This window comes from Maridesulfovibrio sp. (genome assembly GCF_963666665.1).
In the GTDB taxonomy this organism is placed as follows: domain Bacteria; phylum Desulfobacterota; class Desulfovibrionia; order Desulfovibrionales; family Desulfovibrionaceae; genus Maridesulfovibrio.
On record NZ_OY762999.1, the window covers coordinates 3,733,260 to 3,747,569 of the forward strand.

At 46.4% G+C, this 14,310-nt stretch carries 12 protein-coding genes; 6 read left to right on the forward strand and 6 right to left on the reverse strand.

Going from position 1 to position 14,310, the window contains the following annotated elements:
* Positions 1-406: 406 nt before the first annotated feature.
* Positions 407-634, forward strand: coding sequence for an Lrp/AsnC family transcriptional regulator (locus ACKU40_RS17110; protein WP_320173997.1), 228 nt, complete (start codon positions 407-409; stop codon positions 632-634).
* A 221-nt stretch (positions 635-855) separates the two neighbouring features.
* On the opposite strand, the gene ACKU40_RS17115 is transcribed toward ACKU40_RS17110, so the two are convergent.
* From ACKU40_RS17115 to ACKU40_RS17140, 6 genes are all read right to left on the reverse strand, one after another.
* The gene (locus ACKU40_RS17115) at positions 856-2,070 is read right to left on the reverse strand and encodes a dimethylsulfonioproprionate lyase family protein (RefSeq protein ID WP_320173998.1); all 1,215 of its coding nucleotides are present in this window, start codon (positions 2,068-2,070) and stop codon (positions 856-858) included.
* A 292-nt stretch (positions 2,071-2,362) separates the two neighbouring features.
* Positions 2,363-4,030, reverse strand: coding sequence for a cytochrome b/b6 domain-containing protein (locus ACKU40_RS17120; protein ID WP_320173999.1), 1,668 nt, complete (start codon positions 4,028-4,030; stop codon positions 2,363-2,365).
* 23 nt (positions 4,031-4,053) lie between these two features.
* Complete coding sequence (locus ACKU40_RS17125) at positions 4,054-4,527, reverse strand: cytochrome c3 family protein (RefSeq protein WP_320174000.1); 474 nt, start codon at positions 4,525-4,527, stop codon at positions 4,054-4,056.
* 24 nt (positions 4,528-4,551) lie between these two features.
* Positions 4,552-6,126: a flavocytochrome c gene (locus tag ACKU40_RS17130; protein ID WP_320174001.1), complete on the reverse strand. Its 1,575-nt coding sequence runs from the start codon at positions 6,124-6,126 to the stop codon at positions 4,552-4,554.
* 78 nt (positions 6,127-6,204) lie between these two features.
* A complete protein-coding gene (locus ACKU40_RS17135; protein ID WP_320174002.1) occupies positions 6,205-6,546 on the reverse strand; it encodes a hypothetical protein in 342 nt (113 codons plus the stop codon).
* A gap of 243 nt (positions 6,547-6,789) precedes the next feature.
* Complete coding sequence (locus ACKU40_RS17140; protein WP_320174003.1) at positions 6,790-8,313, reverse strand: sigma 54-interacting transcriptional regulator; 1,524 nt, start codon at positions 8,311-8,313, stop codon at positions 6,790-6,792.
* A 156-nt stretch (positions 8,314-8,469) separates the two neighbouring features.
* On the opposite strand from ACKU40_RS17140, the gene ACKU40_RS17145 reads away from it, so the two are divergent.
* From ACKU40_RS17145 to caiT, 5 genes are all read left to right on the forward strand, one after another.
* Positions 8,470-9,561 carry an NADH:flavin oxidoreductase gene (locus ACKU40_RS17145; protein WP_320174004.1) on the forward strand — a complete coding sequence of 364 codons (1,092 nt, stop codon included), beginning with the start codon at positions 8,470-8,472 and terminating at the stop codon, positions 9,559-9,561.
* Between the two features lie 343 nt (positions 9,562-9,904).
* The gene (locus tag ACKU40_RS17150; protein ID WP_320176394.1) at positions 9,905-10,504 is read left to right on the forward strand and encodes a DUF169 domain-containing protein; all 600 of its coding nucleotides are present in this window, start codon (positions 9,905-9,907) and stop codon (positions 10,502-10,504) included.
* Between the two features lie 420 nt (positions 10,505-10,924).
* Complete coding sequence (locus tag ACKU40_RS17155; protein WP_320174005.1) at positions 10,925-11,632, forward strand: TetR/AcrR family transcriptional regulator; 708 nt, start codon at positions 10,925-10,927, stop codon at positions 11,630-11,632.
* Between the two features lie 38 nt (positions 11,633-11,670).
* A complete protein-coding gene (locus ACKU40_RS17160; protein ID WP_320174006.1) occupies positions 11,671-12,291 on the forward strand; it encodes an MBL fold metallo-hydrolase in 621 nt (206 codons plus the stop codon).
* Between the two features lie 475 nt (positions 12,292-12,766).
* On the forward strand, positions 12,767-14,281 hold the full coding sequence (caiT, locus tag ACKU40_RS17165; protein WP_320174007.1) for an L-carnitine/gamma-butyrobetaine antiporter: 1,515 nt from the start codon (positions 12,767-12,769) through the stop codon (positions 14,279-14,281).
* Positions 14,282-14,310 lie beyond the last annotated feature (29 nt).

Consider the following 14,310-nt stretch of genomic DNA (forward strand, 5'->3'; position numbering starts at 1 on the left):
CAAGAGCTATGCCTACGAGTTACACACAGGTAATCACCTGAAATAAATGTAAATTTTATTTGATAGCAAAAGACAGAACAACTGTTTTAAGTTGATACAACGTAATTCCGTTCAATAAAAACAGAATTCAGTTGTCAAAGAATAGATAATGTAAAATTCGTATATTATAAATACACAGGTGGTCAGCAAAAACAAAAAAGCATTCAGGACAGGTTCAATATATTAGATCAGATAAATCCAACAACATTGACCACTACTGCTAGTAACTAAAAACTCTCCCAGCGAAAACACAGCGCGAACACATTTACTTGGCACATTCCCTGCTAAATTTAGCCGATACGACACTAGCCGTATAAATATACAACTATAACAAATTACCATCTCATATTTAAACAAAGCACTACATATGACAAAATTAAGATATGATTTAGATGAGTTGGATTGCCAGATATTGAATATTCTTCAGACGGATTTTCCGCTTTGCTCACATCCGTATGCTGAAATAGGTAAACGACTTGGCATCACTGAGGAAGATGCTTTATCCCGTGTTACGCTCATGCGCGAGAACGGCACTATCCGAAGAATCGGAGCCAACTTTGACGCAGCCAGATTAGGCTGGGTTTCAACATGTTGACCTCCGGCTATTTTTCAACTGATTGAAATGATTGGATGAGAAGGGAGTACATAAAAGTCGGAGAAGAGGTTGGTAATGCGTATAGTGAAGGAGTAACATTAAAAAGATAGCCCTAAACTTAATTAATATAAGAGAAAGGGGTTGAATCTTGCAACCCCTTTCTCTTACGAGGAGGACAGGCAAGAGGGGCCTGTACGGTAGATGTTATTATAGCTGCGGTTTTATGGTTTCCAGCGCTTGGTATGAGCATGAACATGTGTATCAGGCAAAATTCTTTTTGTGTTCTTGTCCGCAGGGACAGATATCTGAGTAGTCTGATTATTGTCACGCGCGGTTGTGCGAGCCCAAATACTTACCCAACCGCTATTTTCTAAGTCTGCATTCTTGTCATCTCCAGCATAAAATGCATGAAGCGCATTACGTTCAAGATAGATAAGCCAGTTATCTTTCGGATCTGCGCTCATGTACCAATCTTCCCATTTGCCTTCTCCTTTAACCTCTACGTCAAATCCGTCTTCAGTGCGGACAGCTTCAAACTGATCACTATCCCAATCCATCAGCAGAAACTGATTTTGTTTAGGGTGTTCAGGAGTGGTCAAGGTCATGTATATTTCCTGCGGATGGTGGAAATGCACTGGGTAAGATGAATCGTTCAACTGCGCGGTCATGCCGATTTCAGCCCCAACGGTTTCGCCATCAATGGTATCGATGCGTAGGTTACCCCATGGCCCCATCACCTCAGCATAGAGGTAGCCGCCACGAATATCTTTATTCCATGCCTTTTCGCTTTCAGCATAAAAAGGAATCCAACCTACAGAAGACCAAAGGTGAGGCAATCCCTTAATAGTGACATCTCGGCTAAAATGGTCAGAGCTATCTGTTTTAGAAGCAATCGCAACGAAGTTTTTGTTGAGTTCAATGCCAGCCTTTTTGATTTCAGGATCTTTTGCCTTTTCGAAGTAATCAACAGCAACTGGACGGTTCAACCACTTGGAAACCGGGGAATAATTCTGGAGTTCCCTGCTGGGAGTGTAGAGCTTGGTCCAGCCGTTGGAGTTGCTCAGCTGGGGATCGAAGCAGCGCTTAGCCTTTTCCGGCTCGGCAAGAACTGTTTTGACGTGTTTGATCATCAATTCCACATCGCGTTTCTTGGTGATACATTCCTTTTCGGGCTTACCTGTCTCAGAATTATAAGAACTGACCACTGCTTCCGCAGAATCGAGGCACTCACCTGAGGGTGTTTCGAGGGCTTTTACATAAGCTTCAAGGTAGGCAAGAGTATCATTCCAAAAAAGGTCTATGTTGCGCTGTTCTTCTGCACTCCATTTTTTATTGGGAACATCACTGAGACAAACAAACTCTGCAGCAAAAGCAGCTGTGCCAGCCAGTATTGAAAGAAGAATTCCTAAAATCATTACATGTGCAAATTTATACATCTCTCTCTCCTTGCACTTTTATCTTAAAAGACGGGGTTGAGTCTGTTCGACCCAACCCCTTTCTTTTCCTAGGTGACAGGTAATGAGGCCCTGCCGGTAGGTATATTATGGCTTACGCTATTCAATCATCTTACCGGTTACCTGTGACCTATTCAGCAGATATAAGATAAGATGCACTCTCCAGTTTAAACTGAGTTTTAAGTAGGGGGCTGGCCCTCACGGCCCAGCCCCATCTTTCACGAGGAGACAGGTAAGAGGGGACCTGTCCAGTAGGTGTATATTATGGCTAACGTTATTTCTTCATCTTACCTGTGACCATGCTACGGACAAGGGCGAATACGCTTTCTCCGGTGGTGCAGAGGTAGAGATGGATTACGATGAAGAGGACCATCAGGAATGCTGCTCCAGTGTGAACCAGAGAAACAAGATGCTTGCCGTTCATACCCATCAGTTCTGGGGGGATAACTTCAGGGATAAACAAAGCCAGCCCGGATGCAATCAATGCAGGGAACAGTACAAAGAGTACGGACAAATAAGCAGTCTGCTGTAAGGGATTCAGACGCTTTGCAGGATCATGTCCGGCCGGGTTCTCTTGTCCGCTGTAAATTCCCAGCATGTAGTATTTAGCCTGCGCAAAGCTTGCGGAAATGAAATCCGCACGCGGCAGATACTGCATGAACTGTCCGCTAAGGATCAGATAGAGCAAGTACAGAATCCAGAGTGCTACAAGCCCAAGAGCAAAGTATGCGTGGGTGGATTGCGCAGGCTCAAAACCCATGCCGATCCCGAAGTGCATGGCGAATCCACTCACAATCAGGATTGCGAACAGGATTGCGTTGATCCAGTGCCAGAGTCTGACAGTAAACGGGAACATGGTCACGGTTTCACCCTGAACATGAGTAGCTTTCGAACCCATCATACGTAGAGCCGCATGAACTGCGATTAAAAGCAGCATGGCCACCAGAATCTGGACAAACTTAATATTCAGCCACGGGGTCTGGGTTACACCGAGGATGTACTTGTTTTCGAGCAGACGGGTATTCATGAATCCGAGTACGGAGTCAGCTTCGCCCACGGAAGCTTTGATGGCTTCTGCATTTTTGGTCTTCAATTCAGTGTCATCAAAGAGACCTTTATTAACCATTGCAAAGGCACGTTGTTCACTGCGGTATTTGTTGAGCTTGGTAGTCATGGCGGATGACTTGGAATGACAGCTCTCGCAGTTGACTTTGGTGTCTTTGACTTCCATGATTACGTGTACTTCAGTCCCCTCTTTTCCTCCGTGACAGGCTACACAACTAACGGATTCAAAATGCTTTTCCTTATTGGGCAAAAACCAATGGCCCATCTTCTGGTCGAGCAGTTTTTTATCGGTCATCTTTTGGTAGCCACGCAGGTCGGAGTGGCACCTGAAGCAGCGTTCATTTGTCTCAGTCACACTTGAGGCTATTTCTTCGGTCCTTTCCGGGAGATGGAAAGTATGAGTATCATGGCAAGATGCACAGCTGAATTCCTTACCCTTCTTAACTATGGCCTTGGTATGGTAGCTGTAGTCAACCTGTTTGTAGATATCCTTGAAGTAATTGCCGTGGCAGGACTGGCAGTCCATGGGCTTTTTGTTTTTGAATTTATGGGGTGCACTCGCAAAAGCGTCTTCCGTTGCTCCTTCGTGACAACTTTGGCAACTTTGCCCGCTATGCACGGAGTTACGGTAGTCCACCTCATCAACATGTAGCTGAAGAGTACGGCCCCGGTCAGTTACCCATCTTGCGGTAATCTCAGCATCACCATGGCAGGAGAAGCATTTCTGATTCTGCTTCAGCGCACCTTGGCGCAACTGGGCGGCCTTTGAGTATAATTGCTCTGAATGGGCGGCTGTATCGCCCGCTGCATGGACTACTCCGGCCATAAATAAGGCAAGAGTCAAGACCAGGCAAACAGAAGCCTGTTTAATAAGCATGCGAAATTCCTCCTGATTAATTCTTAGGGAACCTGGTAATCAAAGTGGTGGCAGTTTTTGCAGTAAAACTCAGATTTACCGTGCTCTCTATGACAGGTGTCACAGGGGAGTTCCTTGGCCCAGTGCGGGGAGTTATGCGGATTGGGTTCAAGTTTTTCAGTGCGCTTGGCGACATCTTCGGGAGTGCCGTGGCAGTTGGCACAATTGCGGGTATCAGGCGGTGCTGTGGGGGCTTTCACTCCGTGGCAAAGTTCGCAGTTAGCACCGTTCTGGTGAACCTTTCTGTGGTAGCTTTTGACTGGAAGTTTGTCGAAGACTACATTGTCGATAATGTCGATAGTGAACTGTTTGGTCTTGTGCTGCTCCATATCAATTTCGGCAACACTCTTTTCTTTTTCAGCTTTATCCTGTGCGCGCAGTGCGTTGGGCGCAAGGAAAGTTCCCATTGCAAACAGAAGTAGAATCGTCCCGAAGGCGAATGTCTTTGTATTTTTCATTGGAATGTCCTTTTTAAACTAATCTTAACTAGATTCGTTTCCAGCAACGCTGTTTCCAGCGATACGTCCCATGACCAGGCAGTCGGTGATTGCGCAACTGCCGAGACGGCTTGCCCCGTGGGGGCCGCCGGTTACTTCACCTGCGGCATAAAGGCCGTTGATAGGCTTGAAGTTCTGGGAATGAAGGACATGGCCTTTTACGTCGATTTCGACGCCGCCCATGCAGTGGTGCACTTTGGGCCAGCCGCGCACGGCGTAAAAAGGCGCTTTGACGATGGGCGTTGCGGTGCTCAGCGGTTTGCCGAATTCTGGATCGTGGTTATCCGCAACGTATTTGTTGTAGTTGCTGATGGTTTCGGAGAGCTTGGCAGCCGGGATATTGTAAAAATTAGCCAACTGCTCAATGGTATCAAAACTGTGCACAACCTTATATTTCAGGCAGCGGTCCAGAGTTGGGCAGGCTTCTGCGCCTTTGCTGTCGACGATGATGATCGGGTAGTCGGGAGTGCCGTTGGCATCTACTTTCTTGAGCATTATATCGGCGCGGGTCTTGCGGTCAGCCAGTTCATTTACAAAGCGGGTTCCGCTGGAACGGTCAACCATTACACCGTAGCGGAATCCGGACTGGATGTTGAACATGGAGGCAACTCCGAATCCCTTTTCGTCCGGGGAAGCCCACGGGCCGAGCTGAATGAGAGACATTTGTACGGGAACGGCCCCGGCACGGAAGGCCGCGCGCATGGCTTCACCTGTTGCACCGAGTTGGTTGGTACTGTCGATCTCGCCTGCCAGACGGGGGTCCTGAGCAGCACGGAATTTAGCATCCTGACTGAAGCCGCCAGTGGCGAGGACCACTCCTTTGCGGGCGCGGAACATACGAACCTGTCCACTCTCTTCGTCCGGGAAACGATAACCGTCGCGGGCGCGAATGCCGACGATGCGTTCATCATCGTTGACGATGAAGTCGAGCATTTTGCAACCGGTGCGCAGGACAACGCCTTCAGCACGGGCGGTGTCCACCAGCGGACGTACAATGCCGGAACCGGAAGCATTGTGGGTCAGGTAGGTACGGGCTACGGAGTGTCCGCCGAGCCATGAAAGTTTGGGCTTAAATACAGCGCCGCACTGGATAACGAAATTGTAGGCATCTATGGAGCCTTCGGCGATGGCTTTCGTAATTTCAACATGGTTGATACCACGTCCGGCCTTGAGCATATCATTGACCATGGTATCGATGCTGTCTTTAACGCCTTCCTTTTTTTGCAGTTCACTGCCTGCCACAGCAAAAAGGCCGCCGTTGATGCAGGAGTTGCCGCCCAGCACGCGCATTTTTTCAACGACCATAACATCGAGTCCCTTACGGCGCGCTTCAATAGCTGCGGACAAAGCGGCAAAACCGCTGCCGATAACCAGCACGTCGAATTCCCCGTCCCACTTTGTGGTCGGTAGCTCGGAACGGACCGAAGGTGCTTTTTCACTGGCAAGACTGCCGGTCGCACCGAAAAGGACAGCTCCAGCCGCCATGGCGCCTCCATTCATGAGCAGCTTACGACGGGACATCATAGCTGCTTTACCTTTTGTACCCTTAGAATCAGGCATACACTTCATCTCCTTTAAAATTGCACTCTAAGTCTCAGTGGACAGCACAGTTTCGTTGCCACAGTCCTCCAACCGTGATTACAAGGCAACGTCACCTGCAGGTCCGCTGGCAAGCTCCCTGAGGTCTTCGAAGTCAGCTGATCCGAGAAAGCGGCGTTGTTCCATTCCGGCGAAGAAGAGTAGGAAAGTGGGACTGCCATCCAACTTCAGGTTCTTCTCAAAGTATGAACCGTATGCGGGATTAAGGATCGCACAGGTAACGCGTTTGGCAGCCGATTGTGCAAAGTCCGCAAGAATCTGCATCTGTCTGCTTGAGATCAGGTCATCCGAAAGATACCCCACAACCAGCAGTCCCATATTTTTTTTAATCAGGGAGTCGTACTGGTCGGGAGTCAGCATTTTACATCTGTTAAGAGTCATGTTTACGCTCCTGCGTTCCCGTAGCAGTTCGCGTGCCACAATTTTAAAGTAGGCATAAGTAGTTAATTTTAAATGTTTTATACTAAAAAAGTATTATACAAAAAACGTTTTAAACGTTTTGTTTGTTCTATATTTCACACAAAGTGTAACGTGTAATGTTACACTATTTTTTACACTTTTTGTTACACGACACATGTAACAAACAATTCGAACATGTCAAAGTGTAAAGATCATAATTGCAGTTTACGATTCAGCGAATCCAGCCTTCTTCATCCAGCGATAAAGTGTTGGCCGACTTATGCCAAGAATTCGAGCGGCCCGAGCTTTTTTCCATTCTGCCTGCTCCAAAGCATCAAGCACCTTTTGCTTATCAAAAGCATGCCGTCTGGAAGATGATTCAGAGGTTACAGCAGGAGCCGCAGCTTCATGCCGGACCACTTGTTTCACATCTGAATGATCACAAAAACAAATGAAATTTTTCCTGAAATTCTGCGGAAGATGAATAGTCTGCAAGACCTCATCAAGACACAGGATTGCCGCATACTCAATGCAATGCCGCAGCTCACGGACATTCCCAGGCCAATCGTACTTAACAAGGGCATCCATGAATTCCGGTGAGAAGGCTTTTATGGAGCGCCCCAGTTCATTATTGAAGGTATTCATAAAACTCTCCGCCAGCAGCGGAATATCTTCCCTGCGCTCTCTGAGCGGAGGGAGCTCAATTTGAAACACATTAAGCCTATAGTACAAGTCCTTACGAAAGGAACCGTCCTTAACTTTTTGTACCAGATCGGCATTTGTGGCTGTAACCACGCGCACATCAGCCTTACGCGGCTTGGAGCTGCCAACACGTTCGTATTCTTTGTACTCCAAAAAACGCAAAAGTTTAAGCTGTATAGAAAGAGGGAGGTCTCCTATTTCATCAAGAAAGAGAGTTCCTCCTTCAGCTGCGGCAACACGCCCTTCAGAATCACGTGAAGCTCCGGTAAACGCTCCGCGTACATGCCCAAACAATTCACTTTCCAGCAGTGATTCCGACAAAGCCGCGCAGTTTACCTTCACAATTCTTTTCTCCGCTCTGCCCCCGGTGTAATGCAATGCATCTGCAATCAATTCCTTACCCGTACCGGATTCCCCGGCAATCAACACAGTGGTTGCAATGTCCGAAAGGCTGTGCACCAGAGTGGCAACCCTTTTCATAGAGTCGCTTTTTCCGACCATGTTGTTGAGCAGTTTGCGGTCTTCCAGTTGTTGTTCCAGAACCGCGAGTCTGGTCATATCCTTAATGACAAGTACCGCACCTCCGAAGCTATATTCTCCGGTGCGCAAGGGGGCAGCGTTGAGTTCCAGTTTACATACCTTGCCCTCCGGCGTGGTTGTATTTACCCGGAAATGGGAGGTCAGCCTGCCCAGCTCCAGGGTCTGGCGGATTACGCTGTTGTACGGTGCGGAGTTTTTGCCGAAACATTGCTCAAAAGTCTTACCTTTGTAGTCTGTTAGAATGCCACCATAAAGGGAAAGGAAAGCCGCGTTGGCAGAAAGGATGCGTATATCCTCGTCCACAGTGACAATCGCATCCGGGATGCTGTTAAATGAATTCTCCAGATTTAAACGCAAGCGATGAAGTTCATTGGTGCTTTTCTGGAGTTCCTGTTGAGCAGTTTCCAGTGTAGTTCTAAGGATGCATTGAAGATCCTTATCACGCACTTCATCAATGCGTTTTAACACGTCGGCTATATTTAATTGATTAGGGTCGGGGGTTTTCATGTCGGCTCTTAATTTGGTGTTCACTCTTTTCTATGAAAGCAAAGAATTTGAGTCAAGAATCAGGCACAGTTGATGCAAATGCTATTCCGGGGAAAAACAAAGTGTAACATCTTACTGTAAAGTTATGATTCAAACAATTTCATATTAGGAATAAAAATGAAGACTATTTTTGAAGAGTGTAAACTCGGTCCGCTGAATCTTAAAAACAGGCTGGTCCGCAGTGCCACTTGGGAAAACATGACCACCGAGAACGGGCACATGACTCCCCGACTTTACGAGATATACAAAACTCTGGCTGAAAACGAAGTGGGTCTGATCATCACCGGGTACGCCAATGTGGTGGCTGAGGAGCAACCCAATCCGGGCATGATGGGCATTTACGAGGATTCTTTCATAGCCGATTATCGCAAACTGACTGACACAGTACACAAACACGGTTCCAAAATTATCCTTCAGATTGCCTATGGTGGCACCAAAACCACTTACAACGTGGGCGAACGGAAGATCTTCGCGCCGAGTAGTGTTCCCGAGAGAAGCACTGGAACTTGCGGCACCCCCATGACTAAAGAGGATATCAGTAATATCGTTCAAGCATTTGCCGATGCCGGTAGGCGGGCCAAGGAATCAAGTTTTGATGGGGTTGAAATCCACGCAGCTCATACCTACCTGGTCAATCAGTTTTTGAGTCCGTACTATAATAGGCGCACTGATGAATACGGAGGCTCATTGGAAAACCGCATGCGTTTTCTGGTTGAAATATATGAAGCCATGCGCAAAGAAGTCGGTGCTGAATATCCGGTTCTGGTTAAGCTCACCGCCAGTGAATTTTTCAAAGGCGGACTTAATTTTGATGAAACAAGGTTGATTAGTATTAAGTTGGAAAAGTTGGGCGTGGATGGTTTGGAAATATCCGGCAATATTCACGGCAAGGCGAAATCCTTAGCCGGTGAATTTTTCGATGGTTATGAACTCAAAAAACAGGGCTACTTTGCCGAATATGGAGACATCATCAGCCGAGATGTGAATATCCCGGTCATTACCGTAGGCGGCTTGTCACAACCGGATCATATCGAATCCATACTCAACGAAACGGAGATTGAACTCTTCGGCTTATCCCGCCCTCTACTGGCAGAACCAGACTTGTTCAAACGTTGGAAAGAGGGTGATACAAAACGGGCAAAATGCGTGCATTGTTCCAAATGTCGAAATGAAAATGGGAATTATTGTGCCGTATTTAAAGGTAAATAGTGTTTTACTTTTGAAGCGAACTATTTTCCTAACAACTGAACGAGTGATACGAAATATCTAAAGCAGGCTATCTGGTTGCAGGGATTTCTATTGCGTTTGTCCTCCAGCCTGAAAAGCTAAAAGAATTTGTAGATCAAGTAGTTGCTTCGGTTAATGCGGATTAGCGCTTCGTAGTATACAACTTTATTACTCAAAAAAGACCGACCTCCCTAAGGAGGACCCAATCTGGTATACAACTTTATTTTTAAATGAGGTCTTCCCCTATTCTGTACCGTTCAAATATAAAGAAATTTGGCCTTCTGAGGGTGTCTTATGGGCAAGGAAGAAACGCGGTGCAGCGTATATTTCCGCTGAAGAATATGGCTGTCCGGGAGGAGTCTATTACTGTTCCATGATGAAGCCCCATATTCGGTTTATCGAGCATTATGTTTCGACAGGTTTTGAAGGTTCACCCCTGCATGGTGAACGGTATATGCCCAATCCGGACGCCATGCGGGAGTTCATGCTCAAGGTTGATCCGCGCAAGGCTCCGGCGAAGTACTGCATCTTCGAACCGTTGTCGCAGTTTTCCGATGCTGAGAAACCGGAGTTCGTAATATTCTTCGCACGTCCTGAAATATTAACCGGACTCTTTACCCAAACAGTGTTCACAACCGGGGACATGGAATGCGTTGTTTCTTCTTTCGGTGCCGGCTGTACCAATATTCTGGCTTGGCCGCTCTACTACAAGGAGCATGGACTGGAAAAGGCTGTGCTGGGCGGTATGGACCCTTCAGCCAGAAAATTTATGAAAACAGATGAGTTGACTTTTACCGTCTCCCTGGACCTGTATGAGAAAATGCTGGGCGCTTTACCGGAGTCCATGTTCAATCATGAAACTGATTGGAAGAGCGTGCGCAAAAAGGTTGAGCGCAGTGCTAAGGCTTGGGGTGAAGACGAATAAATCGTGTTGATGGCAGAAGAATTAAAGGATGCAATTGTGCTGTTGAATTCAGCTGGTAATTAATTCCGCTTATTATTGTTGCAAGAAGCCCCGGAAGCATGGTCTTTCGGGGCATTATTTTTATGCAGCTATTCCTGACAGGCGGGCAGGGCTATTGCAGTTAATGATTCAGGCTGTGTTAAATATTACGAATAACGTGTAACATTATTATCTTATAAGATAATTTCTATGAGCGATAAAAGCGTTCGCCTTTTTTGCAGCGTTTAAAAAAAAATCTTGATTTTTTTTCATACATGAGATTCAATAGAACATAGAAAAATTGTCGTTTCTTTCGAAATCTGATGTGGTATGCGCATGTATCCAGCTTCATGTGTTTTGCCACGTTTTCTCATTGTTTTTTCAAAAATATATAAGGATAACATGAAATCTTCAAAAGCTCGGACACGGCTTAAGCAACAGAGGATCATTAAGTATTTTATCGATGCTGCGCATGATATAATTATGGACGAGGGTCTCAGTGCGGTAACAATCCGGAAGACCGCGGATTTAGCAGGCTATACAAGTGCAACACTTTATAACTATTTCGATAACCTGCAGCACCTGATATTTTTAGCCACAATGACCTATCTCGAGGAGTATAACGAAGCCCTTCCCAGCTACTTGAAAGGCTGCGAGAATTCCATCGAAAGGTATATGGCCATCTGTAAATGCTTTGCAGAGCATTCTTTTGCTCAGCCGGAGATTTATGAGTTGTTGTACTTCACTCATAGTGACGAAAAGCTGGAAGAGTATACTCAACAATATTACGATCTTTTCCCTGAAAAAATAGTTAAGGATTGGCCCGCTCCGCTCAATAAAATTTATGTTTTGAACAGCATTTATTCACGCAGCTATATGATGCTTGAAGACTGTGTGCAGGACGGATTTATTACTTCGGAAAATGCAAAGGACTTCAACGATGTTAACCTCCGCATTTACAAGACTATTTTGCAGGATGTCCAGAGCGGGCAGCTTAACAGGGATGAGGCAATCGATATGACGATGAAATATTATGCCCAGCTCATGGAGTATTACATGAATTCTGAAGCACGGCCCCTGCTTAAGGTCGCCATGGATAAATTCTCCTGATTTAGAAGAAATTTGATATAGATTTTTCAAGGAATAATATGCAGATCAAAAAATTTGTTCTCAGTCCGTTTCAGACAAACGGCTACCTGCTTTACGAGAACGGGGATGCTGTCTTTGTTGATCCCGGTGATGATCCGGCCGAGGTTGTTAATTTTATCCAGTCAGAAGGACTCAATTTAACTCATATTCTCATTACCCATATGCACAGTGACCATTTTTACGGTGCAGCAAAGCTGGCGGCGGCTACCGGTGCTCAGATTATGGGTGGTGAGGGTGATGCATTTCTGGTTGAGAGTGAGATCAAGGATGCTCCCCGCTGGGGATTTCCTCCTTTGGCTGACAGCTTTTCCTTTTCCCCTATTGCACCCGGCAGGCATCAATTTCTCGGGAAAGCTTGTGATGTTCTTCATACTCCGGGACACACGCCGGGCAGTTTGACATTTTCTTTTCCGGAAGAAAGTGTTGCTTTTGTCGGTGATCTGATTTTTTTCAGAAATATCGGGCGTACAGACTTTCCCGGAGGAGATATGGATGCTCTTCTAAATTCGGTCAGGACGCAGATTTTCAGCCTTTCTGATCAGACAATTCTCTATCCGGGACACGAAAGGGAAACCAATGTGGGAGATGAGAAGACTTACAATTCTTATTTCAACCGATAGTTCCTACATCTGATAGCTTTTTTTTGGACATCTCATAAGGCAGGTCCATGGCTGTTTTTTACAGTCATGGACCTGCCTTTTTTTGTCTTGAAAGTTGTTACAGGTTTCACAATAACGAAGAACCTGCTCCTTCAAGATAACTGTGTTTGCTTTCTGCAGCATTCTTTTGTGATTTTTTAGTAAAAAATATACAATCTAACTCATTGTAATAATGTTTTAATTTTATATATTTGATTATCTGATCATGATTTTTTTATAAAAGCGATTGCAAAACAATCGCGATTGTGACAAAAAAAACACACAGAAAGTGATCGTGATCATTTTTCTTTGTACGATTAAGAGCTGCTTCTGAGGTGATGGCTACAGACTAGCTCAGGGATGTTGAGGTTGAGCGCATTGTTTTGAGCTCTGGGGGAGTACGGGCAGGTATCGGCTGCTCAGTACAAATATTTCTAAACTATGTGGAGTGTTTCGAATGAAGCCTAATAAAAGCGAAAAGGTGAAAATTGAACCGAAGGTTTTTTTTCCCTCGCTGATTATCGTAGGGGTGTTGAGTTACCTGACAGTAAAGGACCTTGATAAGGCCAATGAAGTCATTAACGCTCTGTTCAGCTATGTTACAAATACATGGGGCTGGGCCTTCGAATGGTACATGGTCATCATGATGGCCGGCTGGGCATGGATGGTTTTCGGGCCGTGGAAGGATAATAAACTTGGTGAAGGTGAACCTGAATTTAAAACCCTGAACTGGATTTTCCTGCTCTTCGCTTCCGCTACTTCTGCTGCAGTTCTTTTCTGGGGTACTTATGAAGCTTACTGCTATACTTCCACCCCGCCGTTCGGTTTTGAACCTTTCTCCGTTACCGCTAAGGAATGGGGGCTTGCCTACAGTTTGTTCCACTGGGGACCTCTGGCATGGGCAGGTTATGCATTCTTCACCGTTGCCTTCGGATATTTTCTCTTCGTAAAGAAAATCAATGTCATGCGTCCCAGTGGTACACTTGAGCCGCTTATCGGTGAAAAGCATTGCAAAGGCATTGTCGGCGCAATCGTCGACAACATGTACATTGTCGGTCTGATTCTCGCCATGGGTACCAGTCTCGGTCTGTCCACTCCGCTGGTTACCGAGTGTATCGAATGGCTCTTTGGTATTCCGCACACCCTTCAGCTGGACGCAACAATTATCGCCAGCTGGATTATCCTCAACGCTATCTGCGTTGCTTTCGGTCTCAACAAAGGGATCAAGATTGCATCTGACGTTCGCAGCTATCTCATGCTCGGTCTTCTGGTCTGGGTTTTCTGTGTAAGCGGAAGCACATTTATCCTGAACTATTTCACTGACTCTGTCGGTATCATGCTGAATAACTTCGCTCGCATGGCATTCTACACTGATGCCATCGGTGAAGGCGGCTTCCCTCAGGGTTGGACTGTTTTCTACTGGGCATGGTGGGTTATCTACGGCATCCAGACCTGTCTGTTCCTCGCACGTATCTCCCGCGGACGTACTGTCCGTCAGGTTTGTGTGGGTATCGTTGGTGGTCTGACTGCTACCACATGGTTCATTTGGACTGTTCTGAGCGGTAACACCATGCATCTCATCCACAAGGGCATTCTCAATATGCCTGAGCTGGTGGCAAAACACGGTGCTCCCCGCGCTGTAATTGAAACATGGGCAGCCCTGCCCCTGAGCACTGCCACCATGATCGCCTTCTTTGTGCTCTGCTTCATCGCAACTGTCACCTTGATCAACGCTTGTTCTTACACCTTGGCAATGTCTACCTGCACCGAGGCTGACGGTTACAGCGAGCCCCCCATGTGGGTCCGTGTAGGCTGGTCCATTCTCGTCGGTATCATCGGCGTTACCCTGCTCGCCCTTGGCGGTCTCAAGCCTCTTCAGACTGCGATCATCGCAGGTGGCGGACTGCTCTTCTTCGTTAACCTCGCCATTATCTGGTCCTTCATCAAAGATGCGAAGGCCTCTAACTGGTAAATAATCCAATGGGGGAGGCTTAGCGCTTC